The organism is Casimicrobium huifangae (genome assembly GCF_009746125.1).
Taxonomy (GTDB): Bacteria; Pseudomonadota; Gammaproteobacteria; order Burkholderiales; family Casimicrobiaceae; genus Casimicrobium; species Casimicrobium huifangae.
The window spans coordinates 3965025-3980873 of the sequence record NZ_CP041352.1 but is presented as its reverse complement, the minus strand read 5'-3'; the positions used below and the strand labels follow the sequence as shown (position 1 = coordinate 3980873).

The window sequence follows — 15849 nt, the reverse complement described above, 5'->3', positions numbered from 1 at the left end:
CAGCTCGAAAACAGCTAAAGCTGTTGCCGATTACTGTTTGCGGAAGTCGTCGTGACAAGCCTTGCAGGTGCCGCCGACCGCGCCGAACTGCTTCTTGAAGCCAGCTTCGTCGCCCGCGCTGGCCAGCTGCGCCAGTTTGGCCATTTCTGTCTGCATGTTGTCGGCAGCTTTCTTGAAGTCAGCCGCTTTCGACCAGATTTCCGGCTTTGCCTTGGTGTTGCCAACGTTTTCGGTGCCGGCAACGAAGCCTTCCCACGGCATTTTCGACAGCGGCACCAGATAGCTGGTGGCGCGCACGGCGTCATCCTTGTTGAACGGCTTTTCGCCTTTGGCAACGGCGCCGAGCGGGCCGAAGTACCAGCCGATCAGCGCGAGCGCCGACTGGCGCTGCTTGACGAAGTTTTCCGGCTTCGGCTGCGCCATCGCGGTGGTGGCGAGAGCGACGGCGCCAGCGGCGATCGCGATTTTGGTCAGGGTTTTCATATGCACTCCAGATGTGGTTGGGGTTGGTTGTAAATCAGGACTTGAACAAGGCAGGCCAGTTGACGGCGATCGCCACGGCGGCAATCGCGATTGAAAGCAGGATGAATCCGAGCGGCATCGACGCCTTGCGTGAGGCTTCGGCTTCGCGGGCGAGCTCTGCGGGCAATTCCTTGCGGCCACTGAACATCGCGCGCACCAGATTTTCTTTCTTGACGAACAGGTGGAACAGCACGGCGGCAATGTGTACTCCCACCATGATCAGCAGCAGGTCACCAATCAGCCGATGCCGGCTCATCAGTTTGATCGAGGCTTCGTCGCTGATGTAGCGTGCCAGCGGGCCGGTAGTGGCAATCTCGTCGTTGCTGAACAGACCAAGCACCGCTTGGGTGGCCAGCAACAAGAGCAGCGCCAGCACCATCCAGCCACCCACCGGGTTGTGGCCGACGACGTATTCATGCGTCTTGCCCATCAAGCCTTTGGCAAACCGAAAGGCCCGCCCCGGACTGGACAGAAATGAGCCGTAGCGCGCGTATTCGCCACCGACAAATCCCCAGAGAATGCGGAACAGCACCAGCGCGAGGATCGCGTAGCCGCTCCACATATGCCATGCAATCGCATTGCCGCCCACCTTGCCCGTGATCACCGAGATGACGAACAGAGCAACCAGCGACCAGTGAAATACACGGACGAAACCGTCCCACACCGGTGCGGAAATGAGATCAGTGGCGGGTTTGGTCATCGTGCATGTTCCTTTTCAAAAGCATCCTGAAGCTGGCTCAGACTTTCGCGCAGGCGCTTCAGTTCACTGTCATCCAGTCGGCCAAAGGCCCGCTGCAGGTGTTGCAGATGGGCCGGGAACACTTCCTCGAAGAGCAGCGTCCCCTTGCGGGTGAGCGCCACGTGCGAGCGGCGCGCGTCATCGCAATCGGCCTTGCGGCTGATCAGGCCGCGCGCCTCCATGCGGTCGAGCACGCCCGTGAGCGTGCCCTTGGTTATCAGCGTCTTCTCGCCCAGTGCCTTGCAGCTCATGCCCGGCGTGTTGCCCAGGGTGGCGATGACGTCAAACTGCGACTCGGTCAACCCCATCTGCCTTACGTGGGCACCGGAGTAGCGCTCGAAAGCCTGCGTGCAACGGATGAGCTGGCGCAAGGTGTAGAGAAACTCCGGTTTCGGTTGGGCGCGATACATTAGTTCGCATTAGAACAATTTTTTGCAATCGCGGCAAGCACACTAGCCCGCGTCGATAATTGATCCATGACAAACAGTGTTCACGTCCTTCGCCCGGCGCTGTGGCTGGCTGGTCGCGCCGGCTGGCTCGTTCTGGCGGTTTTGGTCACGGGTGCTACCGTGGCGCGGGCGGCGTTGCCGGAGCCGATCGCCCAGGCGCTGCGCGAAGCCGGCGTGCCGCCGTCCGCCGCCAGCCTCTACGTGCGGGAGGTTGGTCGCGAGCAGCCGCTGCTGGCGCATCGGGCGACCACGCCGATGAATCCGGCGTCGACCATGAAGATCGTCACCACGCTGGTCGGGCTGGACGTCCTTGGCCCCGCCTACACCTGGCAGACCACCTTTGCCAGCAATGGCCGGCTGCAGGGTGGGGTGCTCAGTGGTGCACTTTATGTCAAGGGCAGTGGCGACCCGAAGCTCACCAGCGAGAGCCTGCAGGCCATCGTCACCGCGCTGCGTGCACGGGGCATTCGCGAGATCAATGGCGACCTGGTGATCGACCGCAGTCGTTTCGCCAAAGCGGTGCATGATCCGGCGGCGTTCGACGGGCTGCCGCTGCGCCCGTACAACGTCGGCCCCGATGCGCTGCTGTTCAACTTCAAGTCGGTGGGCTTTCGCTTCGCGCCGCTGCCGGATGGCACGGTGCGGGTGATCACCGACGGCGCGTCGCCCGATGGTCTGAGCATTGTCAACACACTACGCACCACAAGCGGTACCTGCCCGCAGGACTGGCGCTCGCGCATGGCGCCAAACTTTGATGATCGTGGCAACGCGGTCACCGCCACCTTTGCCGGCATCTATGCCACCGACTGCGGCGAGCGCGACTGGTACATAAGCCTTTACGACCACACCGGATTGTTCGCCGCCATGTTTGCGCGGCTTTGGCGCGACGCTGGCGGCACCTGGACAGGCGTGGCCCGCGAGGGCGCGCTGCCACGCAACGCACGCGTCCTGCACACGCATATCTCGCCGCCACTGGCGACGATGGTCACCGACATCAACAAGTTCAGCAACAACGTCATGGCCCGCCAGTTGCTGCTGACCATCGACGCCGAACTGAGCAAGCGCCCGGCGCAGGCCAAACGGGCCGGACGCAGCATTCGTGACTGGGCGAAGGCGCGCGGCTTCGATCTACCGGATCTGGTGATTGAAAATGGCTCGGGCCTGTCGCGCATCGAGCGGATCTCGGCGCAAAGCCTGGCCGGCATGCTCGAATATGGACTCACGTCGCCGTTCGCCAGCGATTTCCTGTCGTCGCTGCCACTGGCCGCGACGGACGGCACCCTGGCCAAACGCTTCGTCAACCAGCTGGCCGAGGGCAATGCCTATCTCAAGACCGGCACCCTGACCGGCGTGAAGGCACTGGCGGGTTATCTGCTGTTACCCGACGGGCGCCGCATGCTGTTCGTTGGCATCGTCAATCACGGCAATGCCGAGGCGGCGCAGAAGGCGCTGGATTCGGCGGTGGACTGGGTTTATCTCACCGAAGCCGCGAAATTGAAGGCACTGACCCGATAACAACGCCCTCGGACGGCGCCACGGCAAACAAAAACGCGCCAGCGGATCACCCGGTGGCGCGTTTTGGCGAAGTGTCAGCGGTCAGTTGACTTCGCGTTTGTCAGCCAGCCGCAGCCAGCCCTTGATGACACGATAGGCGTGCCAGATCCAGAGGATGCCGGCTGGAATCCAGGCGACCAGAAGTCCGATGCCGATGGTGAGCACGACGAAGACGCAAATCAGCGCGCCCCACAGCAGCGACCACCAGAAGGTGCGGATCAGCCAGCCGTAGTGCGACGCCAGATACGTCCCCGCTGCGTCATCGCGCTTGATGTAGGCAACGATCAGGCCGGCAACGGCGATCAGGCCGCCCGTCAACAGGCCCAGCGCGAAGAGCGCATAGGTGACGTGTGTGATCTGGACCGTTGATTCGCTGGGGGCGGTGCCGCCTGCGGTGGAGTTCGGCACAGAAGGGAAGTCAGACATTTCTTTTTCTCCCGGTAGGGGCGTGTGGTGTCGAGTCGCCGGCCGGGATCCCGGTCAGCATCGCTTGCCTGCAATATCGCTATGATTTCTCCCAATTGCAAGCGCCACCACCTGCCTGTGCGACAGGGGGCACTGGCGCACGACAGAACGAACAAGAGAACGACGGAGTGCAGCAGTATGTCAGCGCGAATACCGGATGAACAGGACGCCAACCGGATCGTCATTCTCGAAGGCTCACCACTCGGCACGCCGATGGCCAAGTCGTTCGCCACCATCGAAGAAGCCGAACCTTTCGTACTGACACGGGTGCGAGCCAACGCGCCGGTGAACCTGCGCGAGCGCATGGAAAAGGCGATCGCCGAGCGCATCGTCAGTGAAGATGGCATCGCCGCCGTGTCAGAAGTGATAGGCGGCAAGCTCGCCTTCCTGCGCGGGCTGGCCCAGTCGTACGCACCACGGGTCACCATTGTGCTTCGCCGCTGGGATGATGATGACGATGCGCGGCGCTAGGCGCGCTGCATCGCTGGCGGCGGTAGTCGCTGCCGTTGCACTCTCTGGTTGCGCCAGTTTCGATCCGCACAACGTCATCGGCCGTCATGTTCAGGCTGGCCCGGCCGCTGAAGGGACCGCCACCCCTGCAGTGCGCCAGGCCGCGATTGACGCGGTGTGGAACACGGTCAACGATCGCTATTACCGCGCAGACCTGAACGGCGTTGACTGGAAGGCCGCGCGGGAGAAATGGCAGCCGCGCGCGCTGGGCGCCGCCACCGATGACGAATTCTGGGAGCGGCTCGACCAGATGGCCGGTGAACTGGCTGATTCGCACACCCGTATCGAATCGCCGAAGCAGGTCGCGCGACGCAAGGCGTTTCAGGCGCTCTCGCTCGGCCTCAACGTGCGGCTGATTGACGGCGCGCTGGTGGTGCTGAGTGTGCACCCCGAGTCCGACGCCTACTGGGCTGGCGTGCGCTCTGGCATGAAGCTCACCCGCATCGCCGGGCGCGACGCGCTGACGCAGTGGCAGGACTGGCAGCAGTCGGCGCGGCGGTACTCGACCGTGCAAGCTGGCTGGCGTGCACCGCTGCGCAAGCTCAACGAAGCGGCGGCTGCACTGATCGAAAAGGCGAAAGCCGAGCGCCTCACCGAGCAGGGCCTCGCGCTGGAGTTCGAGCGCGTTGATGGCAGCCCACTCGCTGCTGCGCTGAAGCCACGCACACTCTCGACGCGTCCGCAGGTGACGCATCGCACACTGCCGTCGGGCATCGGCTACATCCGCCTCACCGCGTTCACCGAATCGTTGCGTGCTGGCCTGCTTGACGCCGTGACGGCGCTCAAGGACACGCCGGCGCTGATCATTGATCTGCGCGGCAACGGCGGCGGATCGGCGGCGATGGCCGAGGCACTGGTAGGCAGTTTCTTCAAGCAGAAGACGGTGATTGGCCGCGCCGCAACGCGCACCGGACAGCCGGTGACAGTGGCGTTCGGCGCCATCAAGCTCATCACCCTCGAGCGCGACGTGCCGGGCCGTGCCGACGCCTATGCCGGCAAGGTCGCCGTGCTGATGGACAGCGACAGCGCCAGCGCGTCGGAGGCCACAGCGGGCGCGCTGCAAAGCACCGGGCGCGCCATTGTCGTCGGCGAGACGTCCTGCGGCTGCCTGCTCGCCTACCTGGGCTATGCCGCGCTGCCCGGCGGTGGTGAGCTGGCGTACAGTGAAATCGGCTTCACCACGGTCAAGGGTGAGCGCATTGAAGGCAAAGGCGTGGTGCCGGACATCGCCGTAGAGCGAACGCTTGCCGACATCCGCGCGCAGCGTGACCGCACGCTGGAGGCGGCGCAAACAGCCCTGCTTACGACCGCGAAATAGCCAACGGCTTTTTGGCGAAAAGCCTATTCCAATTGGGCTAAAGCGTCGTTTTCGTCGATTGTCAACTTTCGCCGAAAATGCCCATCAAGCCCAGTTCGGTTGCGGTTTTCAGTAAAAAGCCATTGATGCCAAACCGGCATCACACGCGTCGTCGCCATTCGCTAGCATCGTCGGTCCAATACGCACTTTTTGCGCCCTGACCGCGCCTCCACCATGCAATTCGCCGACCGTCTCCAGAACGTTGAAACCTCCGCCATCCGCGAGCTGTTCAAACTGCTCGGCAAGCCCGGCATCATCAGCTTTGCGGGCGGCTTCCCTGACCCGGCACTGTTCGACGTGGAAGGCGTGCGCATGGCCACCGAGGCCGCGCTGGCCGACAACCCCGGCGCAGTGCTGCAATACGGTGCCACCGAAGGCTTCGGCCCGATGCGCGAAGCAGCCGCGGCCTTCATGCGCAACAAGGGCGCCAGCGTCACGCCGGAGCAGTTGATCATCACCACCGGCAGCCAGCAGGCGCTTGACCTGATCGGCAAGACCATGATCACGCCCGGCGACAAGGTGATCGTCGAGGCCCCGACCTTCCTGGCGACCATCCAGTGCTTCAAGCTTTATGGCGCCGAGCTGATCACCGCGCCGATCGACGCCGACGGCGTGCAGGCCGACAATCTGGAGCAACTGATCGACCAGCACAAACCAAAGTTCGTCTACCTGATCCCCACCTTCGGCAACCCGAGCGGTGCCATGCTCTCGCTCGAACGCCGCAAGCGCATCCTCGAAGTCGCTGCTCGCACGAAGACGCTGATCGTGGAGGACGATCCCTACGGCGAGCTTTACTTTGGCGCCCCGCCGCCACCCAGCATGCTGGCGCTCAGTGATGGCATCCCCGGCTCACGCGACTGGCTCGCCCACTGCGGCAGCATGAGCAAAATCCTCTCGCCGGGCCTGCGCGTGGGCTTTCTCATCGCGCCGCCGGAATTGCTGACCAAGGCCACCATGTGCAAACAGTTCAGCGACGCCCACACCAGCAACCTCACGCAAGCCACCGCCGCCAAGTATCTCGGCCTCGGCCGCCTCGAAGGCGCGCTGGCGAAAGTGCGCGCCACCTACGCCGAGCGCGCCCGCGTAATGGGCGAATGCCTCAAGCGCGAACTCGGCGATGCCATCGAATTCAACGCCCCGCATGGCGGCATGTTTGTCTGGGCACGGCTCACGGGTGGACGGAACGCCAACGAGTTTGCGCAGCGTGCGATTGAAAAGCTGGTGGCGTTCGTCCCCGGCGCGCCGTTCTACGCACGCGATCCCGATGTGTCCACACTACGCCTCTCGTTCGCGACGGCAGATCTGGCGAAGATTGAAGAGGGGATTGGGCGGTTGGCGAAGGCTTTGTAGCGCGTTCGCCACGGTGAGATCGTTGAACTAAACTGCGCCGATGAAACTCGTCGGCACGATTGAAAGTGTTGAGACCATTGCCAAAGGGCGTGGCATCCGCGAATATGCGCAATTGGTCACCCGCTTCGGCGGCAAGAACTGGGTCAAACGAAAGGGCATCGCTCTTGTCGAAATTGACAGTCAGACAGGCCGTGCCGAAGTGCACTGGTACGAATGCCACGGCATCGGCAAAGTCAAAATGAAAGTGAAACACTGGCTATGAAACATTACGCATTGTGTTTGAGCAACGATTTCGGCGCTGACTTTTCCGGCGACGACGTTTTGCCAGGCCTAGTCTACGAGACGCTCGGCGAAGAGCGTGGAGCCCTGCGAATCGTCGACGAATCGGGCGACGACTTTCTCTATCCCGCCAGCAACTTTCGCGTCCTCAGCGATGCCGATTCGCAATTGCTGGAGCGCAGCATGGCGGCGCTGGCAGCGTAGCGCGATGTGAGGCGTGAGAACCCGCACGAGGCGTATCGCATGTCCTGCCAGTCGACTGTTCCCGGCTATTTGGGTTGGTAGCTAACTAAATGACTGAGCTTCCAGACGAAGCTATAGCGGCGCTTGACCTTCGTCTAGCCAAGGGCGAGGTGTCTATGGACGAGTATCTGCAAATCAGGAAGGTGATTGAAGAGCCGCGCCCTAGCTCGCCGACCCATCCTCGTCATTCGATACAACCACTGGGCGAATACAAAGGATTCAAAGTATTTCCCGATTACTGGCAGTACGAAGATGATCGAATGCCAATCGCTGATATTGCATCTGTGTCGGTTGGACGATCAAAGTTAACTATCAATGGATTGGCGTCTGTCAATCATTCGTATGTTTGGGTGACTTTGATGTCTGGTCGAATGGTGAAATTCGATGAAAAGAAAGCACACTTTGGCGAGGAGCAGCATCAGTATCTGCTGAGATTCGGCAAAGCGCTGCAAGGAGCGTCCTACAAAATTCGTTTGCAGCGTCTGTGGGATCGACTCTCCCTTGAGGGACGCGTCAAGATCGGTACGCGTTCCAAAAATTCGTCGCAAGAGTGCTTTCTAAGTTCAGACGGGCAGCTTACGTGTGGTGCGATATCTCTTGACCTTAAGAAATGCAAAGCCGAAGGACAACTACACCTCGGAACACACTCGTTCAACACGCAATTTGGCTCCGAAATTTACGCCTCCTACTCGACGATACCGCTTAGAGAGCCGCCTTTCACGGCTTCGCTGGCAGTAACGACCAGCTTGGATACAGATATTGCTTTCACCACAGTTGATTGGTTGTCACGACCAGACAACGTCATTCGTTCCCCTCGCGAATAGTCACGCATAGTTGTTCTCTGAAATGTTCGACATTGGCCCATTCGTATTTCCCATATTTTCTGGCGTGTCGGAACAGGGTGTGTTTCGTGTTGACAAGTTCTTAGGTGCTGGATTTTGGATTGGGAAGCGGGGTCACTTTCTTACTTGCAAGCACGTTCTTGCGCAAATTGAGCCAAAACAAGTTGCCGCGATTGCCCGTCTTCCATTTTCTAGTTCGGCGCCATATTTGAGAATTGTCGAGACTGTTTCTAGTCGACGGTTTGATGTAGCAGTCGGGCGCGCATTCGTCAAAAGCGATGTTCCGGTTCTTCCGACTTACTCCGGCCCAATCGGCCTAGGCCTAGAGATACAAGCGTTTGGATTTGCTGACGCAGGCAAGGAGCCAGGACAATACTTTCTCGATCTACGCCTACTTCGTGGTCACGTGACAAGGTTGTGCCAAGATAGTTTGGGATTGGAAACGCCGTCGGTTATGGAGGTTTCATTTGGCAGTCCTAGTGGCTTTAGCGGTACGCCGCTTCTGGTTGATAGTGCGGTTGTTGGCATGCTCCACAACAACCTTGAGACAAAGATTGGACATCACTCAATTTTGGATGTGACCGAGAATGGCAATCGATACAAAGAAGATGCCTATCGCGTCTACGAGTATGGGGCCGCGCACATGATGCATGAGCTTTCTGACTTTATTGAAGACGCCTGCAACAGCTTAGGTAAGAACTGAATGTTTGAGTGCCGTCGCTTTATGCGGCGACGATGCCTATGCCGACTCTCAAATACCTAACCCACTACCCCGAACCTCTTCAAGCGCAAGTTCGCACTCTGATCGCTGAGAATCGCCTGGGCGAGATGCTGCAGAAGCGTTACCCCGAACCGAACACGGTGCGCACGGATAAGGCGTTACAGGAGTTCACGCTTTCGCTGAAAGCGCAGCACATGAAGAGTGCGGTCACGCCCGCCAAAGTGATTTTCGACAATCACCTGCAGGTGGTGAAGCATGCGTTAGGTACGCATACTCAGGTATCGCGTGTGCATGGCTCGAAGCTGGTGGCGAAGCGTGAGATTCGCATTGCCAGTGTGTTCATTGACGCGCCAGCGGCGTTTCTGCAGATGATCGTAGTGCACGAGCTTGCACATCTGAAGCAGCGCGAGCATGACAAAGCGTTCTACCAACTGTGCCATCACATGGCGCCGGACTACGCGCAGCTTGAGTTCGACCTGCGCCTCTACCTGACGCATCTTGATCTGACGAAGCGCCAGATCGCGGAGTGATCAGTTCGCCAACGCGCGATGGTCGTAGCTGACTACTCGCGTAAGGCGCCATCCGCCGCCCAAGCGAAGAGGGGTTGGTTCAGCCGCAGATTATTTTGAACGCGTCACTTGCTGCAATTCCTCCCGAATAATCGTCCGCAAATTCGCGGCCAAATGCTCCCCCTCGACAGCGCGTCGTAGTGCGTCATTGATCAGTGTCTGATAGCCGCGCTCGCCGGCTGTCGCCTTGAAGTGCTCAATGATGGGCGTATCGAGCATGATGCTGATGCGCTGCTTGCCGACGCGTGCGCGGACGGCGTCCTGCCATTCACTGCGCGTCGCTGCCTTGCCGCCTACGCGAAATTTGGCGCGGTCGAAGTGCGCTTGCGTCAGCGGCGGCGCGTCGTCAGAAGTAGCCAACGTTTTGGTAGTAGAGGTTCGTTTCATTGCTGTCTGCCTTGCGCATTGAAATGATGCGAATGCTGGTTTCGGATTCGACGTGCACGACGAGCACCACCAGTGATTCAAGCAAACCAATGCCGATCATGCGCTGTTCGCCATATTCATGACGGTCGTCCTCAAACAAAACCATTGGCGCGTCGAAGACCCGTACTGCATCTACGAAATCAAGGCCGTGCTTGGCGATATTTGCCAAGGGCTTTGCCTAGTCCCAGATGAAATTCATGCAATGCAGTATACATATAAAAATGCATACTTAGCGGGCCGAAAACAATTTCCAGTTAGTGGCAAAGCAACGTGAAATTCATGCAACCGGCATATTGACGCCTGACGCTTCATCCATCTAAAAGAACAAGCCTGAGCGCGTTTTCACGCTGTACGACGGCGGGCTCGTTTACTTACCTTCACGGAGACCCGCATGCATCCCATGCCCCATCGCCTGGCGTCGCGCCGGGCTGCGCAGACGGCCGTTGGCGCGCTGTTTGCCCTGCTAGTTCAACTGGCGCTGAGTGCCATTGCGTTTGCCCAATCGCCTGCGCCAGCACCGGCCCCCAACAGCAAGGAGGCCGCGCAGAAGATCTTTGCCGATGCAATGGCGGCGGCAAAGACCGGGCCGGCGGAGGTGCCGCTGGCGTCGCAGGGCACGCTCAAGTTGCCGGCGAACTATCTGTTTATCCCGCAGCCGCATGCCACTCAGGTGTTGAACGCGATGGGCAATCCGGGCAAGGACCCACGCTTGCAGGGGCTGGTGTTCCCGGTGGAGCGGGATAGCTGGTTCATGACTATCCGCTTCGAATCCTCCGGCTACGTGAAGGACGACGACGCCAAGGACTGGAACGCCGACGATCTGCTCAAGAGCTATCGCGAGGGCACCGAAGAAGCGAACAAGGAGCGCACCAAGATGGGTGTGCCGGCGCTGGAGATTCTCGGCTGGGCGGAGAAGCCGGCGTATGACGCGGCAACGCATCGGCTGGTGTGGGCGATGTCGTCGAAGGAGCGCGGCGCGCCGGCCACCGATGGCCAGGGCGTCAACTACAACACCTATGCACTGGGCCGCGAGGGTTACTTCAGTCTGAATCTGGTGACCGACCTCGCCGATCTGCCCAAGCACAAGACGCATGCATCGACGATGCTCACCTCACTCGAATTCGACAGCGGCAAGCGCTACGCTGATTTCAACGCGTCGACCGATCGCGTTGCTGAATATGGCCTCGCGGCGCTGGTCGCCGGCGCGGCGGCGAAGAAGCTCGGGTTCTTCGCGATCGTTGCCGCCTTTCTTGCCAAGTTTGCCAAGGTTGGGCTGCTGGCACTCGCTGCGTTCGGTGGCGGTCTTTGGAAGCTCTTTGGTGGCAAGAAGAAAGAGGCGGCGCCCGCAGCTGACATGCGTGATGCGGCCGTGGTGCCCACGGCTGAACCCCTGCGCGCGCAGGTGGCCGATGCGCCACCGCCATCGGCGACGCCGGCCGCCACACCACCACCCACACCCGGCATTGATTTCGGCTCGCCCGACAAGAAATAGCCAATACCTGCTCGCCAGCCCGCACGATGACCAAGCTCCTGCTCCTGCTCTTTTCCGGCCTCAAGTTCGGAAAGATTTTCACCACCGGCGGCACCATGCTGATCTCGGTGGTGGCCTACGCTTTCATTTTTGGCTGGGGCTATGCGGTCGGCTTTGTGCTGCTGATGTTCGTGCATGAGATGGGTCACTACTTCGCGGCGCGGCATCGCGGGCTCAACGTCGGCGCGCCGACGTTCATCCCGTTTCTCGGTGCATGGATTGAGCTAAAGGACCAGCCGCACAGCGCGGAGACCGAGGCCTTCGTCGGTCTCGGTGGTCCGCTGATTGGTACGGTTGGCGCGCTGGTCGTCTATTTTCTGGCGCGCAGTTACGACAGCACGCTGCTGCTGGCGGTGGCGTACTCGGGCTTCTTTCTCAACCTGTTCAACATGATCCCGCTGTCACCGTTCGACGGCGGACGCATCACGGCGGTGCTGTCGCCGCGCATCTGGTTTCTCGGCGTGCCGGTGCTGGTGGGTTTGTTTGTCTGGCGACCGAGCCCGATGCTTATCCTGATCGCGCTGATGGCGGCGCCGCAGCTCTGGAAGGCGTGGAAGTACCGCAGCGACAGTGAAGAGGCGCAAACCTACTACGCAGTCTCTGGCGCCACGCGGCTGGAATACGCCACCTATTACATCGTGCTGCTCGCCTTCCTCGCCGTCATGACGCATGACGTGCACGAGATGGTGCAGGCGGCGCGCGTGGCGAAAGGCTTCTGATCGCGCTGTCTGGCGAACGATTACGGCAGTGCGCGATGGTCGTAGCTGACCACACGGGTGATTCGCCACTCGCCGCCCTTGTTCTGCCAGATGTGCAGAAAGCGTCCGCTGCCGGCGCAGCGTGCCGCGCCGACGGGGCAGAAGTGATGGGTTCCGGAATACACGGCGCCCCAGTTGCCAATCGGCCACACTTCCAGTGAACCGGCAACCAGCTTGCGGCTGAACTTGCCGCAGACATTGGCCTTCACGTCGGCGATGAACTGCTCACGGCCCCACGTCACGCCGCTGTTGTCATGGTAGAACTCAAGCGCCGGGTCGAAGAAGTTCGCCAGCTTGTCCAGCTCGCAGCGGTTGAAGGCCTCGAACAGTTCGTGGTCCAGCGTCTCGATGCGGTCACGCAAAGTCACAGTCGGGGCTAGCGCTACTGAGGGAACAGGTTGCGCGTGCGTACGCGATGATGTGCTGATGGCAGTAAAAATGGCAACCGCGATGGCGATGTATGCGCCGCGGCGCGGTGAGCAGAATGGCAGCATGTCGTGAACCCCGGATTGGTAGATCACGCATCATCGCCAACGCGCTGCCCGCTGTCGATGGTCGGCTGACGGGTCGCAGGCCCGGGGCGTTGAGTCGCGGGTATTCACGGCAACACCTGGCTGCACTATGCTCTATAGCCATGCAACGCGTCGCGCATGCTCCCAACCTCGCCATCGCCACGCTATGGCTGGATGCGCTGGCCAGCGATGGCATCGAGGCCACGGTGCAGCGGCAGTACCTCGGCGGCGGCATTGGTGAGTTGCCGCCGCATCAGTGTCTGCCGGAAATCTGGGTCAGCGACGATGCGCAAGCAACGCGCGCCAGGGGCCTGCTGCACGATCTGCAAAACCTGCCGCAGCGGCATTGGGCTTGCCGAGCCTGCCATGAGATTGTCGAGGGCGGCTTTGAATCCTGCTGGAACTGCGGCGCGCCGATGCCGCCGCTCTGACGCGTGTCGAGTTGCCGGGTCAGTCGTCGAGCCCGGTGATCGGCCAGCGGCGCTCGGCGCCTGCTGCGCCAGCGTTTAGCGCGTTGAACACCGCGATCGCACCGTAGGCATCATTGGCAGCGTAAACCTGCTGGCCGCTGGACAACGTCGGCAGTGACCAGTTCGACGTGCTCATCCGCTTTGACTTGCTGAACTGCTGCCCGAGCACAATTGCGACCGCCGTCTTCACGCCGATCTCATTGCGGTAGCCCTCCTGCCGGAACCAGGTGGTGAGATCGAGCACGGCGCGCAGCGGCGCGCCAAGGCGGGCGCGGATGTGGCTGCGGTCTGACTTCAGGCCGAAGCCGACCTTCACTGTCGTGGTGCTGCCCAGCAGTGAGGCGATCGCAGCGCGCGATGCAGGGTTGTTCACCTGAAACAGCCAGGCCCGCTCGCTGGTGGCAAATTGCACGACGTGCGGCCCGGTTGAAGCTTCGCCCTTATGGAAGGTCGGCTTTGATTCGGTGTCGAAGCCCACGTAGCCGTGCCGCGAAATTTCGGCAGCGGCTTGCCCACACTCATCCTCTGTCGCCGGCACGTGAATGCGCTCCAGCGTGAGCGGGGTGAACGGTGGCAGCGCAGCAATATGCTCGGCATCAGGTGGGAGGGGGCGTGGACGCATGTTCCTGCTGGGTTCGGCGGTCAGGGCATCAACAGCTGGATGAACGCCTCGATGTCCGGCGCGGTGCTTCGTACGGGATTTGAACCCAGCGCCCCGGCAATCAACGCGTTGCCACGCAGGCCGAGCAGGTAGCGCAGTATCAGCAGGCCATCGGTGCCGACACGATACTGGCCATCGCCATCAACATCGAGCGCGGGACGGATGTTGTCGAGACGAGTCTTGACCGCTGCCGGATCGGTGATGGTGGCGTCGTTGGAGAGCGCATCGCCCGTCAGCGCACCGCCGGAGAAGCCAGCGAGATAGCGGGCGATCAGCAGACCATCGGTCGCACCGTCGTAGAGATTGGTGGGCGTGCTCTTGTCGACGTTGAGGGTGGCCCCAGGGGCGCCGTCGTAGGCTGCCTTGATGTCGATGCGACCCCAGCCAAACGTGTTGTTGGGCACCGTGGTGGCGACATTGCCGCAGTTCACGGACGCAGCACGCCGCACCGCAGTCCGCATCAGCACTCGCTTGATCGCGTCGGGATTGCCAATCAGATCAGGTCGTGCCGACAGGAGCAGCGCAGCCGCTCCTGCGACGTGCGGTCCCGCCATCGATGTGCCACTTGATGAGCCATAACTGCTGTCGGACGTTCGCGTACTTGACCGAACCGATACGCCCGGGGCCGAGACGTCCGGCTTCATGCGGCCGCTACCGTCCACGGTGACGGGGCCACGACTTGAGAAAGACGCGATGGCGTCGGTGGTGCTGGCGCCGTCAGTGGCGCCAACGGACAACACGACATCGTAGATCGCTGCCGGGTCCAGCACGGACGAGCACGCCGAGCCGTCATTGCCGGCGCTTACCACCACAAGAATGCCGGCCGCATTGACGCTTTCGACCACCGTCTTCAACACGTTGACGTCGGTGCAGCCCTCCGATGGCGGACATCCCCATGAATTGTTGATCACGTGTGGCGCTTTTGCCGGATCGGGGTTGTTGCCAGCAAGATCGGTCGGCGCAATGAACCACTGGAAACACTCGGCATAGGTGGCTGGCGTGCCGTTACCCTGATCCATATTGCGGCAGCCAATCCACTTGGCGCCAGGCGCGACGCCCACCTGATTGCTGCCGCCGTCATCACCGACCATCGTGCCCATCGTGTGGGTGCCGTGCCCCTGGTCATCGCACGGAGTGACCGAATTGGCGCCGCAGGAGCCGCCACCGGAGTGAATGGCGTCGTGCCAGTGGTAATTGTGATTGGCAGTGCTGCCGTTCCAGCCGCGATACTTGCCCTTGAGGGCTGTGTGGGTCCAGCGATAGCCGGTGTCCTGACCGCCGATGACGATGCCCTGCCCGGTGAATCCGGCCGTCCACATTTCGTTGGCCCGAATCTTGGTGACGCCCGTCTCGACTGCCGATATTGCAGTCGGCGCCGCGGCGGGGCGTTCCAGTACCAGCTGTTCCCGCGCCGGTTGCGACAGCTTGACGCTTGGATTGGCGGCAAGGCGCTTGACGTCCGGCCGGTTGGCCAGCGCCTCAGCGGTGGCGGCATCGGCATGCACCAGAATCATGTTGGCGACCCAGAACGGCTGGTGCTGGACGCCACGTGTTGCCAGCCAGCCCCGAAGATCGGCCTGTGTTGCGTCGGCGTGCTCGCGCAGCGTCTCGTACACATAGCGACCACGCGCGGTCTTGTCGGTTATCGTCGCCGCCTGCGAAAGATCGGCCTGCAACGGCATCTGCACCAGTACCGGCACGGTCGCCGCCGTAGCGAGTTCTTTAAGGACCCACGCGTCGGCCTTGCTGGCCAGTCGTGCCGATGCGGTGAACGGGACCGCCGCGTGCGCTGCGGTGGCACTAACCAGCGCTGCGGCGACAAGGATACGAAGGGGCATGGGATAGCTCACGCAAAAAGTGTTGAATGGCAGGTGATGGAAGCGTTGCGAAT

The 15849-nt window shown here is 61.3% G+C and carries 21 protein-coding genes; 12 read left to right on the top strand and 9 right to left on the bottom strand.

The features are described from left to right. Nucleotides 1-30: 30 nt before the first annotated feature. From FKL89_RS18020 to FKL89_RS18010, 3 genes are read right to left on the bottom strand one after another with little or no spacing between them, the layout of a single operon-like run. Nucleotides 31-483, bottom strand: coding sequence for a c-type cytochrome (locus FKL89_RS18020; protein ID WP_156864107.1), 453 nt, complete (start codon nt 481-483; stop codon nt 31-33). A gap of 34 nt (nt 484-517) precedes the next feature. Next, entirely contained in the window at nt 518-1222 is a 705-nt protein-coding gene (locus tag FKL89_RS18015) for a cytochrome b/b6 domain-containing protein (RefSeq protein WP_156864106.1), read from the bottom strand. After that, entirely contained in the window at nt 1219-1671 is a 453-nt protein-coding gene (locus FKL89_RS18010) for a MarR family winged helix-turn-helix transcriptional regulator (RefSeq protein WP_156864105.1), read from the bottom strand. Before FKL89_RS18010 ends, FKL89_RS18015 begins: the two co-directional genes overlap by 4 nt. A gap of 66 nt (nt 1672-1737) precedes the next feature. On the opposite strand from FKL89_RS18010, the gene dacB reads away from it, so the two are divergent. Then, a complete protein-coding gene (dacB, locus tag FKL89_RS18005) occupies nt 1738-3225 on the top strand; it encodes a D-alanyl-D-alanine carboxypeptidase/D-alanyl-D-alanine endopeptidase (protein ID WP_156864104.1) in 1488 nt (495 codons plus the stop codon). A gap of 81 nt (nt 3226-3306) precedes the next feature. On the opposite strand, the gene FKL89_RS18000 is transcribed toward dacB, so the two are convergent. Then, entirely contained in the window at nt 3307-3690 is a 384-nt protein-coding gene (locus FKL89_RS18000) for a DUF4870 family protein (protein WP_156864103.1), read from the bottom strand. A gap of 177 nt (nt 3691-3867) precedes the next feature. On the opposite strand from FKL89_RS18000, the gene FKL89_RS17995 reads away from it, so the two are divergent. From FKL89_RS17995 to FKL89_RS17960, 8 genes are all read left to right on the top strand, one after another. Then, nucleotides 3868-4200, top strand: coding sequence for a hypothetical protein (locus FKL89_RS17995; protein WP_156864102.1), 333 nt, complete (start codon nt 3868-3870; stop codon nt 4198-4200). Continuing rightward, nucleotides 4187-5557, top strand: coding sequence for a S41 family peptidase (locus tag FKL89_RS17990; RefSeq protein WP_162527572.1), 1371 nt, complete (start codon nt 4187-4189; stop codon nt 5555-5557). Before FKL89_RS17995 ends, FKL89_RS17990 begins: the two co-directional genes overlap by 14 nt. Before the next feature lie 213 nt (nt 5558-5770). Continuing rightward, entirely contained in the window at nt 5771-6946 is a 1176-nt protein-coding gene (locus FKL89_RS17985; protein WP_156864100.1) for an aminotransferase-like domain-containing protein, read from the top strand. Between the two features lie 40 nt (nt 6947-6986). Next, nucleotides 6987-7208: a hypothetical protein gene (locus FKL89_RS17980; protein WP_156864099.1), complete on the top strand. Its 222-nt coding sequence runs from the start codon at nt 6987-6989 to the stop codon at nt 7206-7208. Further along, nucleotides 7205-7429 (top strand): hypothetical protein, encoded by a 225-nt coding sequence (locus tag FKL89_RS17975; RefSeq protein WP_156864098.1) that lies wholly within the window; start codon nt 7205-7207, stop codon nt 7427-7429. Before FKL89_RS17980 ends, FKL89_RS17975 begins: the two co-directional genes overlap by 4 nt. An 89-nt stretch (nt 7430-7518) precedes the next feature. Next, entirely contained in the window at nt 7519-8292 is a 774-nt protein-coding gene (locus FKL89_RS17970) for an SHOCT domain-containing protein (RefSeq protein WP_156864097.1), read from the top strand. A 22-nt stretch (nt 8293-8314) separates the two neighbouring features. Continuing rightward, nucleotides 8315-9013 carry a S1 family peptidase gene (locus tag FKL89_RS17965; protein ID WP_156864096.1) on the top strand — a complete coding sequence of 233 codons (699 nt, stop codon included), beginning with the start codon at nt 8315-8317 and terminating at the stop codon, nt 9011-9013. Between the two features lie 38 nt (nt 9014-9051). Beyond that, complete coding sequence (locus tag FKL89_RS17960) at nt 9052-9561, top strand: YgjP-like metallopeptidase domain-containing protein (protein ID WP_156864095.1); 510 nt, start codon at nt 9052-9054, stop codon at nt 9559-9561. Nucleotides 9562-9651: 90 nt separating this feature from the next. On the opposite strand, the gene FKL89_RS17955 is transcribed toward FKL89_RS17960, so the two are convergent. Together FKL89_RS17955 and FKL89_RS17950 are read right to left on the bottom strand one after the other, a co-directional pair. Continuing rightward, complete coding sequence (locus FKL89_RS17955; RefSeq protein ID WP_238363420.1) at nt 9652-9960, bottom strand: BrnA antitoxin family protein; 309 nt, start codon at nt 9958-9960, stop codon at nt 9652-9654. Further along, entirely contained in the window at nt 9947-10195 is a 249-nt protein-coding gene (locus FKL89_RS17950; protein ID WP_238363419.1) for a BrnT family toxin, read from the bottom strand. The genes FKL89_RS17955 and FKL89_RS17950 overlap by 14 nt, the downstream gene beginning before the upstream one ends. A 231-nt stretch (nt 10196-10426) precedes the next feature. On the opposite strand from FKL89_RS17950, the gene FKL89_RS17945 reads away from it, so the two are divergent. Then, nucleotides 10427-11518 (top strand): DUF2167 domain-containing protein, encoded by a 1092-nt coding sequence (locus FKL89_RS17945; protein ID WP_156864782.1) that lies wholly within the window; start codon nt 10427-10429, stop codon nt 11516-11518. A gap of 26 nt (nt 11519-11544) precedes the next feature. Then, nucleotides 11545-12276, top strand: a complete 732-nt coding sequence (locus FKL89_RS17940; RefSeq protein WP_156864093.1) for a site-2 protease family protein — start codon at nt 11545-11547, stop codon at nt 12274-12276. 20 nt (nt 12277-12296) lie between these two features. Here the strand turns inward: FKL89_RS17940 and FKL89_RS17935 are convergent, their stop codons facing one another. Beyond that, nucleotides 12297-12836: a nuclear transport factor 2 family protein gene (locus tag FKL89_RS17935; protein WP_156864092.1), complete on the bottom strand. Its 540-nt coding sequence runs from the start codon at nt 12834-12836 to the stop codon at nt 12297-12299. 113 nt (nt 12837-12949) lie between these two features. On the opposite strand from FKL89_RS17935, the gene FKL89_RS17930 reads away from it, so the two are divergent. Continuing rightward, on the top strand, nt 12950-13258 hold the full coding sequence (locus tag FKL89_RS17930; protein WP_156864091.1) for a putative signal transducing protein: 309 nt from the start codon (nt 12950-12952) through the stop codon (nt 13256-13258). Between the two features lie 19 nt (nt 13259-13277). Here the strand turns inward: FKL89_RS17930 and FKL89_RS17925 are convergent, their stop codons facing one another. Together FKL89_RS17925 and FKL89_RS17920 are read right to left on the bottom strand one after the other, a co-directional pair. Beyond that, nucleotides 13278-13919 (bottom strand): 3'-5' exonuclease, encoded by a 642-nt coding sequence (locus FKL89_RS17925; RefSeq protein WP_156864090.1) that lies wholly within the window; start codon nt 13917-13919, stop codon nt 13278-13280. Between the two features lie 20 nt (nt 13920-13939). Continuing rightward, nucleotides 13940-15796: a S8 family serine peptidase gene (locus FKL89_RS17920; RefSeq protein WP_156864089.1), complete on the bottom strand. Its 1857-nt coding sequence runs from the start codon at nt 15794-15796 to the stop codon at nt 13940-13942. Nucleotides 15797-15849 lie beyond the last annotated feature (53 nt).

What these genes read in the sequence shown, in the direction of transcription:
- FKL89_RS18015 (WP_156864106.1), bottom strand. Translation starts at nt 1,222, where the DNA reads ATGACCAAACCCGCCACTGATCTCATTTCCGCACCGGTGTGGGACGGT.
- FKL89_RS17925 (WP_156864090.1), bottom strand. Translation starts at nt 13,919, where the DNA reads ATGCGTCCACGCCCCCTCCCACCTGATGCCGAGCATATTGCTGCGCTG.
- FKL89_RS17980 (WP_156864099.1), top strand. Translation starts at nt 6,987, where the DNA reads ATGAAACTCGTCGGCACGATTGAAAGTGTTGAGACCATTGCCAAAGGG.
- FKL89_RS17985 (WP_156864100.1), top strand. Translation starts at nt 5,771, where the DNA reads ATGCAATTCGCCGACCGTCTCCAGAACGTTGAAACCTCCGCCATCCGC.
- FKL89_RS18010 (WP_156864105.1), bottom strand. Translation starts at nt 1,671, where the DNA reads ATGTATCGCGCCCAACCGAAACCGGAGTTTCTCTACACCTTGCGCCAG.
- FKL89_RS17945 (WP_156864782.1), top strand. Translation starts at nt 10,427, where the DNA reads ATGCCCCATCGCCTGGCGTCGCGCCGGGCTGCGCAGACGGCCGTTGGC.
- dacB (WP_156864104.1), top strand. Translation starts at nt 1,738, where the DNA reads ATGACAAACAGTGTTCACGTCCTTCGCCCGGCGCTGTGGCTGGCTGGT.
- FKL89_RS17940 (WP_156864093.1), top strand. Translation starts at nt 11,545, where the DNA reads ATGACCAAGCTCCTGCTCCTGCTCTTTTCCGGCCTCAAGTTCGGAAAG.
- FKL89_RS17920 (WP_156864089.1), bottom strand. Translation starts at nt 15,796, where the DNA reads ATGCCCCTTCGTATCCTTGTCGCCGCAGCGCTGGTTAGTGCCACCGCA.
- FKL89_RS17990 (WP_162527572.1), top strand. Translation starts at nt 4,187, where the DNA reads ATGCGCGGCGCTAGGCGCGCTGCATCGCTGGCGGCGGTAGTCGCTGCC.
- FKL89_RS17975 (WP_156864098.1), top strand. Translation starts at nt 7,205, where the DNA reads ATGAAACATTACGCATTGTGTTTGAGCAACGATTTCGGCGCTGACTTT.
- FKL89_RS17960 (WP_156864095.1), top strand. Translation starts at nt 9,052, where the DNA reads ATGCCGACTCTCAAATACCTAACCCACTACCCCGAACCTCTTCAAGCG.
- FKL89_RS17965 (WP_156864096.1), top strand. Translation starts at nt 8,315, where the DNA reads ATGTTCGACATTGGCCCATTCGTATTTCCCATATTTTCTGGCGTGTCG.
- FKL89_RS18020 (WP_156864107.1), bottom strand. Translation starts at nt 483, where the DNA reads ATGAAAACCCTGACCAAAATCGCGATCGCCGCTGGCGCCGTCGCTCTC.
- FKL89_RS17930 (WP_156864091.1), top strand. Translation starts at nt 12,950, where the DNA reads ATGCAACGCGTCGCGCATGCTCCCAACCTCGCCATCGCCACGCTATGG.
- FKL89_RS17970 (WP_156864097.1), top strand. Translation starts at nt 7,519, where the DNA reads ATGACTGAGCTTCCAGACGAAGCTATAGCGGCGCTTGACCTTCGTCTA.
- FKL89_RS17995 (WP_156864102.1), top strand. Translation starts at nt 3,868, where the DNA reads ATGTCAGCGCGAATACCGGATGAACAGGACGCCAACCGGATCGTCATT.
- FKL89_RS18000 (WP_156864103.1), bottom strand. Translation starts at nt 3,690, where the DNA reads ATGTCTGACTTCCCTTCTGTGCCGAACTCCACCGCAGGCGGCACCGCC.